We start from the raw sequence: 19,773 nt of genomic DNA on the forward strand, positions 1-19,773 counted from the left end.
AATGAAAATCAAATTTGTTCGATCAAAGCCTTGAGAGTTCCTCTTTTTTGCTGAAGATCTCTCAGGTAAATCATTTGATTTTTGGCTCGATGAAGATTCTGCTCAGGGTATTGAACTCGATAGTACACATTACCCATCAAGTGATCAGTAAAAAATCGCAATCCCATCATGCAAGTCATCACTTCACCAGCCAAAAGCAAAGATTCTTTCTCCTCAGAGGTTGCCATGGACTTTAGACCTGACCAATAGCCTTCCAGCAATTGCTCAAACACTTTTTCTTCAAGACAAAGCTTCTCCCATTGGGTATCCGTTTCAGGAACGGAACAGGCAACTGTCCGTACCATATCCCCGAAGTCATACATCAGAAAGCCGGGCATCACCGTATCCAAATCAATCAAGGCCTCCACCTTGCTCAAATCTTTGGAAAAAATCAGGTTATTGATTTTGGTGTCGCTATGAGTCAATCTTACTGGAAGCTTTTGAGCAAATTCTTTGTATGCCTCTATCAAAGGCTTTTGATTGACGTAAAACAGTAGAATGGATTGCTCTTCTTCATCCAAATTTTGGGCTTTTCCAGCTTCTTGAAGGAACTTTTCATAGCGTAGATCCAATCTATGAAAATCAGGAATGGTCTCCTGAAATGCTGCCATATCCAATTGCGCACCAGCTAATGAAAACTTTGCAAAAGCAAAAGCTGCATTTTTTGCTTGATCCAAAGCTGTGATCTGCTCCAGAGTATTTCCTTCAACAAATTCAAAGATCCTCCAAGACTTTCCTTCCACTTCTGTCAATTGCTTTCCTTCCAAATTGAGCAAAGGCAAAGGAAGAACAAAAGGCAACTGATCATTCACTTTTTCACGGATCAAAATTCCTAAATTATTGGCAATTCGTTCAGGAAATGGGAATACAGACTGATTGTAGGCTTGCAATACATAACCACCATCAGCTGTTGTAATCCTATAAGTGTCATGAATCAGTCCATTACCAAGTGCATTGATACTGGACAATTCCTGAAAAGGAAGGCTAGGGTATAGGGATAGTATTTGGTGAATTTTCTGAAGATCCATCCCCAAAATTATTCAGAAATTTGATTGGGTCTAAAAAAAGCTGCCTCCTTTACAGAAGACAGCTTTATCAATCACAATTTCAGGGTATTAGTTTTGGAAAACTTTGATCTTTCCATCACCCTCAGAACTAACTACCAAAGTCGAACGACCATTCGGGCTTTCTTCAGCAGGGATAAAAAGCACCCCCTCTGGAGCATCTCCCACTTCCAATAATTGAATAAACTCAATAGAACCGACACCTCTCAATTCATAGACACCGACAGCATCAGCTCTCTCCATTCCAACGAAAAGATAGGTTCTCCCTCCACTTGTTCCGATTTCCACAGCCTCTGGCTCCACACCTTTGTTATCACTTCTTCCATCATCATAAAGGGACGAATTGTTATTGATCAAATCCATTTCCAAAGTCTTGTAATCATTGATCAAGGCACCATTGGCATTCCAAATGGTAAAGGATCTACCTCCAAAACCATGAATCTCATCAAAATCTCCATCCCCATCTAGATCACCTGAAATAGTGGTGGCAGTATATCTACCTAAATTTCCTTTCTTTTGAAGGTCTTCCCAATTTGGAAACGCCGTTTCATCCAGTGTCAAATCTTCCACTCTAGACTCCTCTTCAAAACCATCATATTCTCTAGCATCACCTTCATTGGCTGTGATCAAAAAGTCAGTATTACCTACAGAATAAGCTACAATTGCGTCAGGCATGAAATAAGTCTTCAATGGCCAGTTTCCTAATTCTATCGCATCATCTTTATCACTAGGATCTAAGACATTGGCTTTCTTAGAATAATCCTTCATTCCCAAAGGAAAAATTTCTGTGATCTGCTTTCCTAACAAGTCAACTTTAGCTATCCCATTGTTTTCTTGAAGTGTAACCCAAGCAGTTGTTGAATTGGCACTGATGGCAACATATTCAGGCTCGGTGTCCATTGCGAGTGTAGCCCCAGGTCCAAAAACTCTATAGCCTTGATCCATCAATGCTCCCTTTTGACTTTCAAATGCTCCAAAACCCAAAGTCTGGTAAGAAAACCCATCAGTTACATCAATAATAGAAATACTACCTTCTGGGTCGACAGAATAATCATCATTTGGCTCCCCTTCATTTGCAGAAACTATGAATTGACCGTTTGGACTGAAAGTCACCATATCTGGCAAAGCACCGACAGGAATTACCTGGATAGGAGTAATAAGATTTGTGGTCTCAAAAATTACGATCGAACCATTATCTGTTTTGGTATTTGCCTCCACAGCCATCGCCAAAAGTCCGTTCTTAACAGCAACAGAATTTACGCCTCCGCCAAAAGGTGTCACATCAATACTTCCTACAGACATTAAATTTTCGATATCTGAAAAATCAACAATATCAACTTGAGAAGCACCTGAGTTATTGACAACAAACAGTTTTTTTGTCAAAGGATCATAGGCAGATATTTCTGCAGCCCCTTCATCTCCAATATCGATTCCCGATCCGACTTCAGAAAAATTTGTAAAAACAGGAATCCCCTTCCCAATACGCTCTTGGCAGGAAATAAGGACTCCGGCCATTAAAACAACAATCCCAATTCTTTTCATTTAATTATAAGGTTATGGTGTATTTATAAAGAATTGAAATTACCTGAAACGGTTACTAAGAGGTTGATTTTTAGATTATTAAAAAATTAACAACCTATTAAAAATTCACTTCACAGTTAAAAAAATGTAACATATTCTTAATGTGTCAGGAAATTAGGCCAACTTACCTTATCAAAATAAATAGCAAATCACACTAAAAATCGGTCTGTTTATAAAATTTATTAAAAAAGTTGAAAGGCATTTAGATAAATTTTTTGTTATTTGTCTGCATTAAATAAACGCTTCCCCTTATGAATGTAAGTACGATTGACTGGGCCATTATCGGAGCCTTCTTTGTAGTCTCATTACTCATTGGACTTTTTACTTCGAAAAAAGCCGGTACCTCAGCCAAAGAATTTTTCCTTTCAGGTAGAAATATGCCTTGGTGGCTTTTGGGTGTTTCCATGGTGGCAACCACCTTTTCAGCTGATACTCCCAACTTGGTAACAGACATTGTCCGTAAAAACGGCGTTGCTGGAAACTGGGCTTGGTGGGCGTTCTTGCTTACAGGAATGCTTACAGTGTTTGTTTATGCTAAACTTTGGAGAAGATCTGAAGTTACTACCGACTTGGAGTTTTATGAATTGCGCTATTCTGGAAAAGGAGCGGCATTCTTAAGAGCTTTTAGAGCGATTTATTTGGGAGTATTCTTCAATGTGGTCATTATGGCTACTGTTTCCCTTGCCGCAATCAAAATCGGTGGGGTTATGTTGGGATTGAGTCCGGTACAGACCCTATTGATTGCCTCTATCGTAACTGTTGTTTACAGTTCATTAGGTGGATTGAAAGGGGTTCTTTTGACTGACTTCTTCCAGTTCTTCATTGCGATGATCGGATCATTCGGAGCTGCTTATTTTATATTGGATTTACCGGAAATCGGAAGCTTGAATAACTTGTTAACTCATGAGAATGTAGCAGACAAATTGAATTTCCTTCCGGATTTCGATAATCCAAACGTTTATATTCCTTTGTTCATTTTGCCAATCGCTATCCAGTGGTGGGCAACTTGGTACCCAGGATCTGAGCCAGGTGGCGGCGGATATATCGCACAAAGAATGCTTTCTGCAAAAGATGAAAAAAATGCAATGGGTGCAACGCTATTCTATAATGTAGCCCATTATGCCATGAGACCTTGGCCTTGGATTTTAATTGCACTTTCTTCATTGGTGATTTTCCCAAATATCAGCGACCTTCAAGCAGCATTTCCGAATATCCCTGCTGATAAGTTAGGAGATGATTTGGCTTATTCTGCCATGTTGACTTTCCTCCCAACAGGTTTGATTGGGATCGTGTTGGCATCCCTGATTGCAGCTGTGATGTCCACTCTTTCTACTCACCTAAACTGGGGATCTTCCTATGTAGTAAATGATTTCTACCTAAGATTTATTAAGCCTGATGCTTCTGACAAGCAATTGGTAGCGGTTGGTAGAATTTCTACTGTGGTTTTGATGGTCCTATCGGCAATCCTTGCCCTGGCACTTTCCTCTGCTTTGGATGCATTTAATATCCTATTGCAAATCGGTGCTGGTACCGGATTGATCTTTATCCTAAGATGGTTCTGGTGGAGAATCAACGCATTCACTGAGATTTCTGCAATGGCGATTTCTTTCGTAGTTGCGATTTTCTTCGAGGTAATCAATCCAAACATTGATTTGATCCACATTCCTGCTGAGCAGGCATATTTGAAATTGATCTATTCGGTTTCTATCACAACAATCGGATGGTTGTTGGTGACGTTCTTAACTGCTCCAGAGAAAGACGAGGTTTTGTTGAGTTTCTATAGAAAAGTGAGACCTGCAGCTTACGGCTGGAAAAAAGTTTTGGATAGATTCCCTACTGAAAAGCAAGAGCAAGGACAATTGCCAAAAGAAATTGGTTTGATGCTAGCAGGTACGGTGATGGTTTATTCTGCGCTATTCTCCACAGGTTTCTTTATCTATGGAAATACTCTTGGAGGAATTATCGGAGCTGTAATTGCAATCGCATGTAGCGTTGTAATTATCCGAGCTTGGAAAACGCTACATTAATCTAAAAATTTGACGGAATTCATCAGGTGGGCCATGTCCACCTTGATGTATTCTATCACTGGAGCCAAAGAATCATTTTTCATTGCGGTATTAAAATACAGGGCTCCACGCAAAAAGTGATCTGTTGAATCAGTCACAAAGAATTGAAACTGGGTAGGCACTTCTCCAGTCAATTCCACAACTACTCCAGTATAGCCGTTCGGCGTTACCAACACATTTTCAGAGATCCCATAGGCCATTTTCTGATGCTTTGCTGTCAAATTGAAAGCATCATTGCTCAAAGTCCTGAAATCATATTGCTCGTTGATAGGCTTATATGTCAAATGCACTTTTGCCTCAAACCCCTGATAATCCAGGTTGATCCAATATTTCTCTTTGAGATTGAAGGAATCAGGCTCCACCAAGCTATGAACCGAGTATTCAAGACTGTAAGGATAATCTCCTTGAAGAGTTGAAAAATTATGAGAAGGCAAATCTATTCGATTATAACCCGGAGGCTTGGGAAGATAGGTTTCTTCGCAGGAACTCAAAATACCAATTGCTAAACCGAACAAGATTAATTTTCTCATGTCCTAAAATTAGACTTTGGATTTGAATTGATTGGGGAAAAGTTGAAATTTATGAAAATAACCAAGACCTCTTTAAACATGAAAAAGACATTTACAACACTAGTTTTTAGTTTGGCAACAGGCCTATTCGTCTGCCTTGCTGGATTTTCTACTGCTCAAACCACCATGGATGAGTTTTTAAGCAAATGGAATAATAGCAAGCAATTCACGATTGATGTTTTGAATAAAATGCCTGATTCAGGTATGGATTACAAAACGGATCCGGAAGCAATGAGTTTCAAAGAACAAATACATCATATTGGAAATGCAATTGTGGGTATTTCTCAGGGATTCTTAGGGGGACCAGATCCGGGATTTACCATTGATGTGACCACCGCCAGCAAAGCTGAATTGGCTGATTATGTAGGAAAGGCCTATGACTATGGTGCCAAAGTCATGAAATCTCTGACTTCTGAGCAAGCTGGTGAAATGATGGAAGTATTTGGAAGTAACGTATCTAAAAGACAAGTAATGGCTCTATTGATGGACCATAGTACTCATCACAGAGGCTCGGCAATTGCTTACTTGAGAGCAAACGGGGTAGAACCGCCTGCATTCGTAGGATTCTAAAGTCAAATAATCGAAAATGAAGAAGGCCTGACGTTTTAATAAATGTCAGGCCTTTTATTTTTATTCATTTTCATCAGACTGTGCGGCCTGAGATCAATCTCAATAAAATAGCAACTACTGCTAATACCAATAGGATGTGGATCAATCCACCAACGCTATACACAAAGAATCCAAAGATCCATCCAATAATCAAAATCACTGCGATTAAATAAAGTAAAGAATTCATTTTCTTGTTTTTTGGTTGAACACTCTACTTATTTCAATCAAGGTGCCTATTCCTTAAAAAAGGGGTAAAACTGCGTTTCTGAACTCCAATGGCTTATTTTTCAAATAATTAAATCTTGTAGATCAGGAATTCTCCCCAATTTTATTCCTCAGCTTGGGAAAATTTTTTCACAAAAAAATCCCGACCATCAGGCCGGGATATCTTTTATTCTGTAATCCACGCTACTTTTTCAGCAATTGGCTCTCTTTTGCCGGCAGGCCAATTTTCAATTCCCGGCTTTGCAACATAGAAAAAGCCCATCAGCATATCCTCTCCTTCCAAACCGAAGTCTTCGCGAGCTTCTGGCCAGAAAGTAGGTCCGCCTGTTCCCCAATAAGCCGCCAGTCCATGAGCTGAAGCTGTCAAATACATGTTTTGAACCGCCATAGAAACCGCAGCGATCTCTTCCATCACTGGGATGCCAGAACCTTCAGTTCTTTTCATCAAAATCGCAATCACGTGAGATGCTTTCAAAGGATTCTCTTTGAATTTATTGAAAGTGGCTTCGATAAATGGAGTTCCATTTTTCTCAGCTCTCATTTTGTAAAGGTTTGCCTGGTAATCAGCAAACTTTTTCAGCCCTTCACCTTTGTAGACAATGAATCTCCAAGGTTGCGTCAATTTATGAGTCGGGGCCCAATTGGCATTTTCCAACATCTCTTCGATGATAGCATCATCTACTGGATCGTTTTCTTTGAATTGGGATACAAAAAGGGAACGTCTCCCTCTGATAATTTTGGTTACCTCTTCTGTGTTAAAGTCAGGTCTTTGCATAAAGTAAAATATAATCTTAAACCGCTTTCGCAGTTTCCATTTTATTGATGATTTCCTCGTAATCTAGCTTATCCCAATTTTCTGTGATCAAAGGATCTTCCATTACTCTGTCCATGATTTCTTCTTGCAATTTTCCTTGAGCATAAGCCTCCGCATAGCCCATATCTGAGAAAGTCACCATAGAATACAATGGGATCCAGTCATTGGGATAGAGGTCATTCAGCTTAGCTTCAATTTTCTTACGAAGAACAAACTTTGGATCAGCCACTGAATCTCTCATTTCTATGAAGTTTTCCATTGCCAATTGACAAATCGCGTCTGTATCCAGTTTTCTGTTCTTTTGGAATTTTTCGAATACCAAATCCCAAGAATTCAAGCCATACTTTTCCAACAAGCCATTCAAAATGAAGCAGTCCTCAAAACCACAATTCATCCCCTGTCCATAGAAAGGAACCATCGCATGGGAAGCATCGCCCAACAAAATGCTATGTCCTTGTACCCAAGGGAAGCATTCTACATTGATCAAGGCTGCTGTAGGATTTTTGAAGAATTCAGTCTTCAAATCTGGCATTAATTGATAGGCATCATCAAAATAATGTCTGAAAACTGACTCCAAATCCTTTTCGTCATTGATTTTATCAAAACATACTTTGGTGCCTTGGAAAGGAAGGAAAAGTGTACAGGTGAATGACTTATCCGGATTCGGAAGAGCGATCAACATGAACTTTCCTCTAGGCCAGATATGAAGAGCATTCGGGTCCATGGCAAACTCTCCATCAGCAGTAGCTGGGATTGTCAATTCTTTATAGCCATGGCTTAAATATTCTTGCTTGTAATTGAAGCGGATTTGCTTTTGCATGGAAAGACGAAGCGCAGAATAGGCTCCATCAGCACCAACGATTACCGGAGCATGCTTCTTTTTGATCCCATCTTTGGTTTCAAAAGTGATTTCCTGACTTTGGAAATCCACCTCTAAGCATTTGTGTTCAAACTCCAAGTGAGCACCCAATCTTTCTGCTTCTTCAGCTAACAATTGGTTGAATTTTCCCCTGGAAATAGAGTAGATGGCCTGGTTGTCTTTTCCGTAAGGAATGAAAGAAGTACCACCGTGCTCGTCATGGATTTTACGACCATACATAGGAATCGCCAAAGGCAAAACCTGATCTTTCAATCCAACTTGCTCTAAACTTTTCCAACCTCGATGGCTCAAAGCCATGTTGATGGAACGGCCACCTTCGTAATAGGGAGTTTTGCGTTTATCGGGTCTTTTGTCATAAATCGTGACATCCAAACCTTGACGCTTGAGATATATTGCCATCAAAGAGCCAATCAAACCAGCTCCCAAGACAGTTATTTCATTCTGTTTCATGTGGATTTTATTCTCCTCGCTCTTTTAAGCGAATTTTTTGATGGATTGTTCCAAAATTTTCGCAAATCTGTAAACATCCATATAGCTATTATAAAGAGGGGTAGGGGCCAATCTAATCACATTTGGGTTTCTCCAATCACCCACTACTCCATGTTGATACCACTCATCGAAGACAGCCTTACCGCCACGATGAATCAGCAAAGATAACTGACAACCTCTTTCCGAGGGATTTTCTGGGGTAATAATTTCCAAAATGCCTGATTCTCCGCTGATTTCACGGATCAAATACTCCATATAGCCTGTCAGGGAAATACTTTTATCCCTCAAATTTTCGATTCCGGCTTCCATAAAAATATCCAATGATGCCTGATGGGCTGCTAAAGCCAAGATATTGGTATTGGCCAATTGCCAACCATCAGCTCCAAACATGGGAAGGAATCCTTTCTCCATCTTAAAACGCTGGCCTTCATCATGACCCCACCAACCAGCAAATCGAGGTAAATCCGGTCTTTCGGCGAATCGTTCATGAACATATATTCCGGAAATATTCCCAGGGCCGGAATTCATATACTTATAACTACACCAAGTGGCAAAATCCACATCCCAATCATGCAATTTCAACAGTGCGTTTCCTGCAGCATGCGCCAAATCAAATCCCGCAAAAGCTCCCACTTCATGAGCAACTTTGGTGATGGCTTCCAAATCAAATAGCTGTCCCGAATAATATTGGATACCCGCCATATTGACCAAAGCCAAAGCATCCCCCTGCTTTTTGATTTCAGCTACAATATCCTCCGTTCTCAGGGTATGTTCACCAGATCTAGGCTTCAATTCCACAATGACTTCTTCTGGATTTAGTCCGTGGAACTTCACCTGAGTTTCCAACATGTATTGATCTGATGGAAAAGCTCCTGCCTCCACGATAATCTTATATCTCTTGGCAGTTGGTCGATAGAATGAAACCATCAACAGGTGCAAATTCACACTGAGATTGTTCATCGCCACCACTTCATGCTCATGAGCTCCCATGATTTCAGCTAGAGCCGGCTTGGATTTATTCTTCGCATAAAACCAGGCATCTTCTCCATGAAAGTGCCCATCTACAGCCATCTGGGCCCAGTTATGAAGCTCTCGATCCAATCCCTTTCGAACGGTTTTAGGCTGAAGGCCCAATGAGTTTCCGCAGAAATAAATAGCTTCCCCCCCATTCACCTGAGGGAAAATGAATTGATCTCTAAACTTCGCCAAAGGATCTTTTTGATCCATTTCCCTAGCAAAGGATTCTGAATATTGGTAGTTCATGTAATGAATTACAAGTTTTAAAGTCGGAAGGTTCAAAGGTTCAAAGTTTTAAGATGGCCCAAATAGTGTGGGTCAACTTTACCACTTTTTAACCTTCCCACCTTTCAACTCATTTGGTCTATTTTGTCATCACAGTCCCGCAGTTTTTGCAGGTACAGTTTTCAGGATTGTTCCAAAATCTATCCATAATCGGAGGCAATTGATTGACGATATCAGTCAACTCAACATACTCTTCGTAAAGCAAATTTCCACAGTTCTCGCAATGCCAGATAAAGCCATCTTTCTCACCTGCTCTTCTGTATCTTTCTACCACTAGGCCTACTGTATTGGCAGGTCTTCTTGGAGAATGAGGAACTTTTGGAGGCAAAAGGAAAATTTCTCCTTCCTTAATAGGAATATCTTTTGGCTTGCCATCCTCGATCACCTTAAGAACGATATCCCCTTCCAATTGATAGAAAAACTCCTCTCCCTCATCATAGTGATAGTCCTTTCGAGAATTGGGTCCTCCGACAACCATGATAATGAAATCATCATTCCCTTTGTAAACTTGCTGATTGCCAACAGGTGGTTTTAAAAGATGTCTGTTATCATCAATCCATTTTTTGAAATTGAAAGGTTGGGACAAGGCCATAATTAGATTTTTTTAGTGGAAAAGGGCATTCTCAACAGGATTTTCGCCCAATTGAATTAGGTACTAAAAGTATTAAAAAACACGCGTTTTTTTCCCTTACTTTGTTCAAAAGGCCGAATTCATGTCATTACCAATTATTGACCTACACTGCGATTTACTTTCTTACTTAGCTCGAATCCCTGAGGCAAGTCCATTTGCAGGAGATGAGATTGCCTGTGCTTTTCCACATCTTAAATCAGGAAATGTCCAAGTCCAGGTTTGCGCGATTTACACAGATGTTAGACCTATTTCCATGGATTTGGCTTGGAAGCAGGCAGAAAAATATAATGAATTAATAACCCAAGAAAAGGACTCTTTTTCGGCCTTTGATTGCAAAAATCTTCCTTCAGATGGGACTGTTTCACTTTTCGCATCCATTGAAAATGCTGCAGGATTGGGAAATGAGGAAGCCTCTTGGGATGAGATTTATGCTCAGTTTGACAGGATACTCGAGAAAACAGAAAAACTTGCCTATATAGGCTTGACCCACCATACTGAAAATAGATTCGGAGGAGGAAATTATACAGAAGGAATCGGTCTGAAGGACGATGGCAAAAAACTACTCGATTACATGAGCGGAAAGAAAATCCCAGTCGACTTTAGCCATACATCGGATCTTCTTGCTGAGGGAATCTTAAATCATATAGCTCAAGCTAATTTGGATATTCCAATCATTGCAAGTCACTCGAATTATCGAGCTATTTGGGATCATAAAAGAAACTTGCCTGATGAGTTTGCTCAGGAAATTATCCAAAGGAAAGGAATAATCGGGGTGAATTTCCTTCGTGCTTTTTTAGATACTGATGTTCCTGAAAGGTTGTTTGAACATATCCTTCATGGATTTGAATTGGGTGGAAAAAATGCACAGGCTTTTGGAGCGGACTACTTTTATACCAAGGATTTTGGAGATCCTAATCGATTTCCATTTTATTTCCCATTAGCGGAAGATGCCAGCAAATACCCAAGTTTGTTGGAAAGTTTGAGTAGCAAATTGGATTCAGAGTCTCTTGAAAATCTAGCTTACAAAAACGTACTAACTTTCTACCAAACCCTCCACAGCTGATGTCTTCCCATCATTTTGTCAAAGAACAACAAGAGCCGGCAGTTTTGATTTTGGATACCCAAGGAATTTCCTTTGACTCCATCAGTCCATTGTTGGAATGGGTTCCGACGGTCCTGATTGCCGAAAATTGCGTAGATCAAGTACTCTCTTGGGGAATCAAAATCGATGTGGTTTTAGCGAGTGAAGACTTTCAAAAGGCAAATCTGAATCTTTTGGAAGAACAATATCCATTGAGATTTTACACTTCCTCAACTGATAATTTTTTAGCTGATGGACTCCATTATTTAATGGCTTCCAATCATCAAGCAGCTCATCTGGTAGGGTTTCCACATGAAAAGGCATTGGAGCTCGGACTATTTTTGGAAAAAATGGATCTCACGATACAAGAAGCAGAATGGAAATTTTATCCCGTGAAAGGCGGAAAATTCAAGAAGTGGTTCCGATCTAGTGATATCGAAATTTTTGGACAGGAAGGATTACCGGTAGAATTGGAAAACGAGAACGGCAAACTCATTTTACCCCTTACTTTTGTGACGATTTTGGAAGTTCCAGAAGGCTTTACTGAAATACAGGCTCCAGGAGTTTTTTGGATTGGAGAGAGAACTACTTAAAGCGTTCCCGACAAAACAGCCATCAACTTTTCTAAATAAAGCTGATCGGTTTCGTCGAAATCATTCAATTGATCGCTATCCACATCCAAGACCATGGCAACTTCTGATCCTTTGAACACGGGAACGACAATTTCTGATCTGGAAGCTGAACTGCAGGCAATATGTCCGGGAAATGCATCCACATCCGGCACCAATTGAGTTGTGGCATCTTTCCAAGCCGTACCACAAACCCCCTTCCCTAAATTGATTCGAGTACAGGCAATCGGTCCCTGAAATGGTCCCAATACTAATTGCTCACCTTTGACCACGTAGAATCCAACCCAGAAAAAATCAAAGGCCTGCTTCAGTGCCGCTGCGATGTTGGAAAGGTTGGCATACATATCCGGTTCTCCAGAAATCAAAGCTTCGATTTGCGGAAGAACAGCTTCATATTGCTCTGCTTTTGTTGCAGATTGGGGAACGTATAGATTTTCAGACATGGTAATAAATCGCTAATTCGTCTTCTAAGAAATGAACTCTTTCACTTGCAGGATGGGAAATTTGTGGAGCTTTGATACCTTCCAGAAATTTCACTTGGCTGGTAAACACCCTTGCTTCATCCCAAAGTTCAGATTCGATGAATTTATTTAATAGGAAAGATCCCCCTTCCACAATTAAACTCTGGATTTTACGCTCTTGTAAATCATCCAAAATCTCCTGTATTTCAAATTTTGGCGAAAGCTTTTTCCATTCGAGATTCCCGTTGATTTCGGACTTTTTCAAATTGTAACAAATCGTAGGAATACCATGATCGAATAATTTCAACTCAGGCGAAAGCTGCAATTGTCTATCTATGACCAAACGAAGAGGATTTTTCCCTACCCAATCTCGCACATTTAAAGAAGGATCATCGTAGTGAGCAGTATTCCTTCCCACCAAAATAGCATCTTCCTCAGCTCTCCACTTATGCACTTGCTGACGGCTTAGGGAATTAGAAATCCATTTGGAGGAGTAATCTTTTCGCGCTACAAACCCATCAAGAGTCTGTGCCCATTTCAGGATTACATAAGGTCTTTTCTTTTCGATTTGGGTAAAAAACCTTCGGTTTTGCGCTCGGGCTTCTTGTTCCAAAATGCCGGTCTCGACTTCAATTCCAGCATCCTTTAGAATTTGGATGCCTTTCCCACCAACCAAAGGATTGGAATCAAAAGCTGCGATTACGACTTTTTTAACCTGCTTTTCCACCAACAGATTGGCACAAGGAGGAGTTTTCCCATAATGAGCGCAAGGCTCCAAAGTCACATAAACCGTAGATTCTGGAAGCAATTCAGGGTTTTTCACCGAGTTAACCGCATTGACTTCGGCATGAGGTCCTCCATATACTTTATGAAAACCTTCCCCGATTATTTGTCCATCATGAACAATAACACAACCTACCATTGGATTCGGGCTGACATTTCCACGACCCCACTCTGCAAGCTCTAAAGCTCTTCGCATGTATTGAGCGTGCATTTCCATCAGGGTTTGATTCTAAAGGTTACTAAATCCAAGGTTTGACTTTCTCCAGCTATTACCTGCACTCCAAGAAGTGTATCAGCTAAAAATCCATCATTTTTCGGATCAAAATAAAGGTCATAGGTGCCTTCAGGTAATCTGAAATAATAACCCATATCTTCATTGACATGAGTGCTCGTTGAATCACCATCCTGAATTGCAAAAATTGCAGGTCTCAATTGATCTTGGGAAATGGTTCCATAGATTTCACCCAAGTCTCCAGGTAAAAGCACATGCAAATAGGGATCAAAAGACAAGGTCAGTGGTTCTGGAGTAACAGTCTGAATGGATTTTTCCAAATCAAAATCCAAAACAACATCATAGGAAAAACCTGATTCCAAAAACATCTCGATATCGATTGGAATAAGTGTAGTCGCAGACTCTGCTAATGGAAGATTATATCGGTCTTCACTTTCCCAGAGGAAATTGCTTGTTCCGATTTCCAGCTCCATTCCGATAATCTGACCAGGAGGTAAAGGCTCTCTTCCCAATAGTAATACTTCTCCTCCTACAAAGTCAGAAACCTTGACTTGCTTATCTCCAAATTCATATTCAATAAAAAATGTCTGTTTTTCCGTCTCTCGACCTTGGACATTCATGGTGACATTGACCCCGAATATCTCCACAAAAACAGAATCATAAAGGGGAGGTGCATCAATCAATACCACATTGAGCAAGGCTTCCGGTTTGTCATCAGCACTGGTACAGGCTCCTAAGAAGCCCAAAAACAATAAAACTGTTGGGAAAAGATTTCTGATTCTCACATTACAAATGTAGACCAAATCTTGGTTTGGGGAGAATTCTAAAAAGCAAAAAAGCCGGCTGTGCCGGCTTTTTATATAATAATGTAAGAACTTTATTCTGTGACAAGTTCTAAGGTAATCGGTTCTACGACAGTCATTTCACCATCTTCAACCATTATTCCATCGATTTGTACAGGAACATACAATTCGTTCGGAGTAATTACCAAAGAATAGGTTCCAGCATCCAATCCCTGAATTTTGAAGTTTCCATTTTCATCCACATAAGTGGTATAAGTATCGTCGCCATCCATAGCAGTTACTTCAATCATTTGAGCCTCTAAAGGCATAATTTGACCGGAAATTCCAGCAGCCTCTTGTAAATATGCTCTCAAAACTGGCTTCAAATTGATATTTCCTGAGTTACCGGCTACTACAATTGATTTAGCGACATCAAAGTCAATGATCAAATCGTAGGTTTGACCTGCTTCAAGCTCTTGATCGATTTTGATTTTCAATCCACTTTGCTGAGCACTAGGAGTCTTCAAATCGGACTCAACTCCATCCTTTACTACATAATTGTTGGTACCCAAAATCAATCTGATTTGATCGATTTCTCCTTCATCAAAGTCTTCGGTTCCCAAAAGCAATGAGTTAGCCCCAGTTAGATCTAAAAGGTTGACCATTTGAGTTTCTCCTTCATAAGAGACCTCTTGCCAAGAATCATAATTGTCATCATCGTCTCCTTGGGTATCGTCATCATCCAAGGAGTTGTCATCCATTTTCAATCGTACAGCTAGTACTTCTACCCAGACTTCATCAAAGTCTCCAGGAGCATCCACTAGAAAGAAGTTAACTCTAGCTTTCCCCTGCAAATCATCAGGAGAATCATCCGTGTTACAGGAAGCAGCAAAAATGACAGTTAGGGCAGATAGAAAATATGAAATATACTTTTTCATAAATATTTGGTTTATGTTCCCCGATTCATTTTCAAGCATTATGCCAGTATCTAATTTACATCTTTTTTGAGGGTTTTCTCTGCAGGCATTCTTATTTTTGAGGATGATGAAATGGGAACGACTCCTCACTCGTGGGAGATTTGGAGACAAACCGGGGTTTATCCCCACACAAGCAACTAGAAGTGAATTTGAGGTCGACTATGATCGAATCATTTTTTCCTCCCCTTTTAGAAACCTTCAGGATAAAACACAGGTCTTCCCTCTGCCTGATCAGGCTTTTGTTCATACCCGATTGACTCATAGTTTGGAAGTTTCTTCTGTCGGGAGGTCCTTGGGAAAATCTGCCGGAGAATACCTTTTGAGTAAATATCCGAACCTAGAAAAAACGGGGATTACATCTTCTGAAATCGGTGGGATTGTGGCCGCTGCAGCTCTCACCCATGATATCGGAAACCCTCCATTTGGTCATGCCGGAGAGGAAGCTATTTCGGACTTTTTTAAATTCCATGCTCTCGGACAAGTTTGGAAAAATCATGTCAGAACGGAGCAATGGGCTGATTTATGCAATTTTGAAGGAAATGCACAAGGATTCAGAATGCTTGTTTCAAAGCAGTTTGGTTTGAAATTGACTTATGCGACATTAGCTGCATTTACCAAATATCCAAGACCAAGTCTGATTTCACATCGAGATGTGGCAAGAAGAAGCCAGAAGAAATTTGGTTTCTTCATCAATCAGCTTGCGGATTTCGAGCAGATGGCAGCCTTTCTTGGGATTGGAAAATCCAGTGAAGAATGTTGGATGAGGCACCCATTGGCTTTCTTGGTGGAAGCTGCAGATGATATCTGTTATAGCATCATTGATTTGGAAGATGGCTGCACTATGGGTTTGGTTAGTTTTGAAGAAACTGTCTCTCTTTTAGCTCCGATCTTAAAGGAAAAATTTGATCCGGAAAAATTAAAAAATCGAACCAATGCCCAAAACTTGGGTGCATTGCGCGCTTTGGCTATTGGCGAGCTGATCCAGGAAACTGTAGAAGCTTTTTCTCAATATGAGGAAAGCATGTGCAAGGGAAATTTTGATAAAGCACTGACTGACATCATCCCTTCTGCCAAATACCTCCAGAAAATTACTGAGGTTTCCATTTTCAAAATCTATAGATCTAAAGTGGTTTTGGAAAAAGAGGCCGCTGGATTTCAAGTCTTGGAAGGCCTACTTTCTGTTTTTTCCAAAGCGCTGTACCATCAATTTTATGCTCCGGATCGCTTCTCAGGGCAGGATAAGAGCATTTTGAGGCTCTTGCCGGAGGATTTTCCATTGAAAGGCTGGGGAGAAGAAGTCAACCCTTATCCATTGATCCGAATCTTAGTGGATTATATCTCTGGAATGACTGATAAATACGCATTGAACTTGTATCGGAGAGTCAAAGGAATCTCATTTCCAGGAAGCTAATTAAGCTTCCTTTTTTTTTGGAAAAATTATTGAACAAATACATCCTGTAATTGAATCAATTAGATACAGTTTCCGTATTTAGTTGCCTAAAGAATTAGACAATGAAAAAAGCCCTTTACATATTTCTCGGAGTATTCTTATTCCTTTTGGTTTCTGCAGTAGCAGTCCCATTTTTATTCAAGGATAAAATCATCGAGCGGATCAACCGTGAATTGGATAATTCTCTAAATGCTCAAGTATATTATGATCCTGAAAACATCTCATTGAGTTTATTGAGGCATTTTCCAAATGTAAGTGCGACCATTGAAGATTTTGGGGTTGTTGGCAAAGAAGAATTTGCAGGCGACACCTTAATTCAAGTGGATGAGTTGGATCTAGCCTTTAACTTGAAATCCATCATTTTTGATGAATCCCCATCTCTTTCTTCTCTTAGCATGATCGGAGGGGATATGTATATCAAGGTTTTGGAAGACGGAAAAGCCAATTATGATATCGTCAAAGAGGATAACACCTCCAACACAGATGATTCTGAGTCCACCTTTAAATTGGGAATTGAATCTATAGAACTAGATCAAGTCAATGTAATTTACGATGATCGCCAAATGCAATTTGCCATGGCCCTGGCTGAAATCTCTGCGAAAGGATCCGGGGATTTTACCTTGGATGTCTATGATTTACCACTTCAGGTAGAAGCTACTATCGCAGACATGGCCTATGAAGGGGTTCACTATTTGACCAATAAAAAATTCGAAGGGGAAACGACTCTTCAAGTAGATATGAATCAAATGAAATTCAGTTTTTCTGATGGGACATTTGGACTGAACGATTTCTTTTTCAATTTGGATGGCTTTGTGGCCTTGCCTGAAAATGGAATTGAATTGGATCTTCAGTTCGGAGCCATGGATTCTGATTTCAAAAGTATCCTTTCATTAGTCCCTGGAATCTATACCGAGTCTTTTTCCAGCGTAAAATCATCTGGAACTATGGCATTTAATGGCTTTGTAAAAGGGCTTTACTCCGAAACCCAATTACCAACATTTGATATCAATTTGGAAGTCAAAGATGGAATGTTCCAATACCCTGACCTTCCAAAGCCTGTCGATGCAATCAATGTGAAACTGCAGGCAAAAAATGAAACCTCCATTCTGGAAAATACGAGCCTTGATATTCCGACATTCTCCATGAGATTCGGTAGCAATCCGATATCTGGCAATTTCCACCTCGCCAATTTGAAGGACTATTTTATGGAAGGCCAGTTGATAGGAAAGTTGGATTTGAAAGAGTTGACTTCCATTTTTCCAATCGAGGGAACACAGCTAGCTGGGATTTTGGATATCGATGCCAAGGCAAAAGGGAAATATGATTCCGTCAATCATGTCTTGCCGGCAATTACTGCCAATATCAATTTGGCGAATGGCTATGCTAAAAATCAGGAGTATCCTTCAGCATTGGAAAACATCCGAGCCAATGCAAATATCATCAGCAACACCGGTCAGATGAAGGATTTTGTTGCTGATTTCCCTGATTTTGGTTTTGATCTGGAAGGAGAAAGAATTGCAGGAAACTTAAAAATTCAGGATTTCGAAGCATTGAACTGGAATGGAGAAGTGGCAGGAGCAATAGACTTGGAAAAAATCATGGCCATTTTTCCAATTGAAGACACCGAGTTGAAAGGAAAAATCAATGCGGATATCAAAACCTCAGGTTCTTATGAGGCGGTTGAAAAGAATCAATACGCCAAACTTAATACTTCAGGCGATATGCAGGTTCAGGACTTTTTCTACAAATCCCTCGATTATCCTCAAGGAGTCAGTATCAAAAAAGCAGATGCTTCTTTCAGTCCGGCTCAAGCAGATTTGAAGGAATTTGATGCTCAACTAGGAAAAAGTCCTTTAAAAGCTACAGGGACTTTGAACAATTACATGGATTACCTGCTGTCAGATTCAGGCGTACTCAAAGGTCAGCTTGATCTCAATTCCAGCCATTTTGATGTCAATGAATGGATGACAGAAAGTAGTACTTCGGCAGATACTGCAAGTTTGGAAGTTTTGCCTTTACCGGAAAATATTGATTTTACCATGGCTGTGTCCGCAGACCAAGTTTTGTATGACAATTTGGACTTGAAGGAAGTTCGAGGAAAAATGATCCTTAGAGATGGAGTCTTGACCTTTTCTGACGCTGGGATGAAAACTTTAGACGGAAGAATTACTCTTAATGGAAACTATGATCCTCGGGATCTGGCTAATCCGAAGTTTGCCATGAAGCTGGATATCTCCGAACTCAGCATTGCCAAGGCTTTCCAATCTTTAACCACTGTTAAAGCGTTTGCCCCGATCGCTCAGGATATTACAGGTAGATTCAATTCTCAATTGGAATTCTCCGGACTTTTGGGTTCGGATATGATGCCGGTACTTTCTTCAATTGATGTGAATGGGATATTGGCCGTACTAGATGCTGCTTTGAAAGAAAACAAGATGGTTCAAAGTCTGACTAGCCTGACTAAATTGCCTTCAGCCAACTCTCTTCAGTTTAAAGATTTGAAAATCCCAGTAACAATCGAAAATGGGATGATGGATGTCAAACCATTTAATGTGAAACTATGGGATTACCAAACAACCGTTCAAGGAAGTGCCGGATTTGACGGATCTATCAACTATTTGCTCAATATGCAGGTTCCGGCAGGAAAATTTGGAGCCCAAGCCAATTCACTTTTGGCAAGCATTTCTGGAACAGAAGCCAATGAATCCACGATCATCCCTGTCGCCATCAATCTATCGGGTACTTATAAATCTCCACAGGTAAGCTTGGCAGGTGGAAATAGCATGGAGACACTTTTAACAAATGCCCTGAAGTCCAGATTTGATAGTGAAAAGCAAAATCTGGAGGCTGAAGCCAAAGAGCAATTTCAAGCAGCACAGGATAGTATCAAACAAGAAATGAAACTGAAGGCGCAGGCATTTCAGGATAGTGTGAAAGTTGAATTGGCCAAAAAATCCGGTGAAAGTGGAGAAAAGGTCGTTGAGGAAGCCAAAAATTTATTGAAAGGATTCCTTAAAAGCAGCACCCAAACCAAGAAGGATACGACTATGAAAAAGGATAATTAAGTAGTCCGTAGATAATATAGTCGATAGACAATAGAATTAAATAG

Annotated in this window: 18 protein-coding genes; 6 read left to right on the top strand and 12 right to left on the bottom strand. The window is 40.2% G+C overall.

Translation table 11 applies throughout. The features are described from left to right. Positions 1–8 precede the first annotated feature (8 nt). Both O0V13_RS02070 and O0V13_RS02075 read right to left on the bottom strand, forming a co-directional pair. Positions 9–1,067, bottom strand: coding sequence for a phosphotransferase enzyme family protein (locus O0V13_RS02070; protein ID WP_268033332.1), 1,059 nt, complete (start codon positions 1,065–1,067; stop codon positions 9–11). Positions 1,068–1,154: 87 nt separating this feature from the next. After that, positions 1,155–2,645, bottom strand: a complete 1,491-nt coding sequence (locus O0V13_RS02075; protein WP_268033333.1) for a choice-of-anchor I family protein — start codon at positions 2,643–2,645, stop codon at positions 1,155–1,157. 290 nt (positions 2,646–2,935) lie between these two features. Between O0V13_RS02075 and O0V13_RS02080 the strand changes: the two genes are divergently transcribed. Beyond that, positions 2,936–4,711 carry a sodium:solute symporter family protein gene (locus tag O0V13_RS02080; protein ID WP_268033334.1) on the top strand — a complete coding sequence of 592 codons (1,776 nt, stop codon included), beginning with the start codon at positions 2,936–2,938 and terminating at the stop codon, positions 4,709–4,711. On the opposite strand, the gene gldD is transcribed toward O0V13_RS02080, so the two are convergent. Then, the gene (gene gldD, locus O0V13_RS02085; RefSeq protein ID WP_268033335.1) at positions 4,708–5,280 is read right to left on the bottom strand and encodes a gliding motility lipoprotein GldD; all 573 of its coding nucleotides are present in this window, start codon (positions 5,278–5,280) and stop codon (positions 4,708–4,710) included. The genes O0V13_RS02080 and gldD overlap by 4 nt on opposite strands. A gap of 78 nt (positions 5,281–5,358) precedes the next feature. Here gldD and O0V13_RS02090 point away from each other — a divergent pair, with 78 nt between their 5' ends. Further along, positions 5,359–5,889 carry a DinB family protein gene (locus O0V13_RS02090; RefSeq protein WP_268033336.1) on the top strand — a complete coding sequence of 177 codons (531 nt, stop codon included), beginning with the start codon at positions 5,359–5,361 and terminating at the stop codon, positions 5,887–5,889. 73 nt (positions 5,890–5,962) lie between these two features. On the opposite strand, the gene O0V13_RS02095 is transcribed toward O0V13_RS02090, so the two are convergent. The 5 genes from O0V13_RS02095 to O0V13_RS02115 all read right to left on the bottom strand — a co-directional run bounded on the left by O0V13_RS02095 (position 5,963) and on the right by O0V13_RS02115 (position 10,230). After that, complete coding sequence (locus tag O0V13_RS02095; protein WP_134204377.1) at positions 5,963–6,115, bottom strand: lmo0937 family membrane protein; 153 nt, start codon at positions 6,113–6,115, stop codon at positions 5,963–5,965. A 204-nt stretch (positions 6,116–6,319) separates the two neighbouring features. Next, positions 6,320–6,928 (bottom strand): nitroreductase family protein, encoded by a 609-nt coding sequence (locus tag O0V13_RS02100; protein WP_268033337.1) that lies wholly within the window; start codon positions 6,926–6,928, stop codon positions 6,320–6,322. 16 nt (positions 6,929–6,944) lie between these two features. After that, positions 6,945–8,297, bottom strand: coding sequence for an FAD-dependent oxidoreductase (locus O0V13_RS02105; RefSeq protein ID WP_268033338.1), 1,353 nt, complete (start codon positions 8,295–8,297; stop codon positions 6,945–6,947). A gap of 24 nt (positions 8,298–8,321) precedes the next feature. Beyond that, positions 8,322–9,599, bottom strand: a complete 1,278-nt coding sequence (kynU, locus tag O0V13_RS02110) for a kynureninase (RefSeq protein ID WP_268033339.1) — start codon at positions 9,597–9,599, stop codon at positions 8,322–8,324. A gap of 118 nt (positions 9,600–9,717) precedes the next feature. Then, positions 9,718–10,230, bottom strand: coding sequence for a 3-hydroxyanthranilate 3,4-dioxygenase (locus tag O0V13_RS02115; RefSeq protein WP_268033340.1), 513 nt, complete (start codon positions 10,228–10,230; stop codon positions 9,718–9,720). A 121-nt stretch (positions 10,231–10,351) separates the two neighbouring features. Here O0V13_RS02115 and O0V13_RS02120 point away from each other — a divergent pair, with 121 nt between their 5' ends. Both O0V13_RS02120 and O0V13_RS02125 read left to right on the top strand, forming a co-directional pair. Continuing rightward, complete coding sequence (locus O0V13_RS02120; protein ID WP_268033341.1) at positions 10,352–11,332, top strand: dipeptidase; 981 nt, start codon at positions 10,352–10,354, stop codon at positions 11,330–11,332. Further along, positions 11,332–11,943, top strand: coding sequence for a thiamine pyrophosphokinase (locus O0V13_RS02125; protein ID WP_268033342.1), 612 nt, complete (start codon positions 11,332–11,334; stop codon positions 11,941–11,943). Before O0V13_RS02120 ends, O0V13_RS02125 begins: the two co-directional genes overlap by 1 nt. On the opposite strand, the gene O0V13_RS02130 is transcribed toward O0V13_RS02125, so the two are convergent. From O0V13_RS02130 to O0V13_RS02145, 4 genes are all read right to left on the bottom strand, one after another. After that, on the bottom strand, positions 11,940–12,422 hold the full coding sequence (locus O0V13_RS02130) for a GAF domain-containing protein (RefSeq protein WP_268033343.1): 483 nt from the start codon (positions 12,420–12,422) through the stop codon (positions 11,940–11,942). The two genes, O0V13_RS02125 and O0V13_RS02130, sit on opposite strands and share 4 nt — an antisense overlap. Then, positions 12,415–13,440 carry a bifunctional diaminohydroxyphosphoribosylaminopyrimidine deaminase/5-amino-6-(5-phosphoribosylamino)uracil reductase RibD gene (gene ribD, locus O0V13_RS02135; RefSeq protein ID WP_268033344.1) on the bottom strand — a complete coding sequence of 342 codons (1,026 nt, stop codon included), beginning with the start codon at positions 13,438–13,440 and terminating at the stop codon, positions 12,415–12,417. Before ribD ends, O0V13_RS02130 begins: the two co-directional genes overlap by 8 nt. Continuing rightward, positions 13,440–14,240: a DUF4382 domain-containing protein gene (locus O0V13_RS02140; RefSeq protein WP_268033345.1), complete on the bottom strand. Its 801-nt coding sequence runs from the start codon at positions 14,238–14,240 to the stop codon at positions 13,440–13,442. Before O0V13_RS02140 ends, ribD begins: the two co-directional genes overlap by 1 nt. A 92-nt stretch (positions 14,241–14,332) precedes the next feature. Then, positions 14,333–15,175: a DUF4382 domain-containing protein gene (locus tag O0V13_RS02145; RefSeq protein ID WP_268033346.1), complete on the bottom strand. Its 843-nt coding sequence runs from the start codon at positions 15,173–15,175 to the stop codon at positions 14,333–14,335. A 103-nt stretch (positions 15,176–15,278) separates the two neighbouring features. Between O0V13_RS02145 and dgt the strand changes: the two genes are divergently transcribed. Next, on the top strand, positions 15,279–16,625 hold the full coding sequence (gene dgt, locus O0V13_RS02150; protein WP_268033347.1) for a dGTP triphosphohydrolase: 1,347 nt from the start codon (positions 15,279–15,281) through the stop codon (positions 16,623–16,625). A 101-nt stretch (positions 16,626–16,726) separates the two neighbouring features. Continuing rightward, positions 16,727–19,729, top strand: a complete 3,003-nt coding sequence (locus O0V13_RS02155) for an AsmA-like C-terminal region-containing protein (RefSeq protein WP_268033348.1) — start codon at positions 16,727–16,729, stop codon at positions 19,727–19,729. The last annotated feature ends 44 nt before the right edge of the window (positions 19,730–19,773 follow it).

Origin of the sequence: Algoriphagus sp. PAP.12 (assembly GCF_026652115.1) — a bacterium.
Classification (GTDB): Bacteria; Bacteroidota; Bacteroidia; order Cytophagales; family Cyclobacteriaceae; genus Algoriphagus.

Bases quoted from the DNA above. Each gene is read 5' to 3' on its own strand.
- O0V13_RS02070 (WP_268033332.1), bottom strand. From the start codon at position 1,067: ATGGATCTTCAGAAAATTCACCAAATACTATCCCTATACCCTAGCCTT.
- O0V13_RS02075 (WP_268033333.1), bottom strand. From the start codon at position 2,645: ATGAAAAGAATTGGGATTGTTGTTTTAATGGCCGGAGTCCTTATTTCC.
- O0V13_RS02080 (WP_268033334.1), top strand. From the start codon at position 2,936: ATGAATGTAAGTACGATTGACTGGGCCATTATCGGAGCCTTCTTTGTA.
- gldD (WP_268033335.1), bottom strand. From the start codon at position 5,280: ATGAGAAAATTAATCTTGTTCGGTTTAGCAATTGGTATTTTGAGTTCC.
- O0V13_RS02090 (WP_268033336.1), top strand. From the start codon at position 5,359: ATGAAAAAGACATTTACAACACTAGTTTTTAGTTTGGCAACAGGCCTA.
- O0V13_RS02095 (WP_134204377.1), bottom strand. From the start codon at position 6,115: ATGAATTCTTTACTTTATTTAATCGCAGTGATTTTGATTATTGGATGG.
- O0V13_RS02100 (WP_268033337.1), bottom strand. From the start codon at position 6,928: ATGCAAAGACCTGACTTTAACACAGAAGAGGTAACCAAAATTATCAGA.
- O0V13_RS02105 (WP_268033338.1), bottom strand. From the start codon at position 8,297: ATGAAACAGAATGAAATAACTGTCTTGGGAGCTGGTTTGATTGGCTCT.
- kynU (WP_268033339.1), bottom strand. From the start codon at position 9,599: ATGAACTACCAATATTCAGAATCCTTTGCTAGGGAAATGGATCAAAAA.
- O0V13_RS02115 (WP_268033340.1), bottom strand. From the start codon at position 10,230: ATGGCCTTGTCCCAACCTTTCAATTTCAAAAAATGGATTGATGATAAC.
- O0V13_RS02120 (WP_268033341.1), top strand. From the start codon at position 10,352: ATGTCATTACCAATTATTGACCTACACTGCGATTTACTTTCTTACTTA.
- O0V13_RS02125 (WP_268033342.1), top strand. From the start codon at position 11,332: ATGTCTTCCCATCATTTTGTCAAAGAACAACAAGAGCCGGCAGTTTTG.
- O0V13_RS02130 (WP_268033343.1), bottom strand. From the start codon at position 12,422: ATGTCTGAAAATCTATACGTTCCCCAATCTGCAACAAAAGCAGAGCAA.
- ribD (WP_268033344.1), bottom strand. From the start codon at position 13,440: ATGGAAATGCACGCTCAATACATGCGAAGAGCTTTAGAGCTTGCAGAG.
- O0V13_RS02145 (WP_268033346.1), bottom strand. From the start codon at position 15,175: ATGAAAAAGTATATTTCATATTTTCTATCTGCCCTAACTGTCATTTTT.
- dgt (WP_268033347.1), top strand. From the start codon at position 15,279: ATGATGAAATGGGAACGACTCCTCACTCGTGGGAGATTTGGAGACAAA.
- O0V13_RS02155 (WP_268033348.1), top strand. From the start codon at position 16,727: ATGAAAAAAGCCCTTTACATATTTCTCGGAGTATTCTTATTCCTTTTG.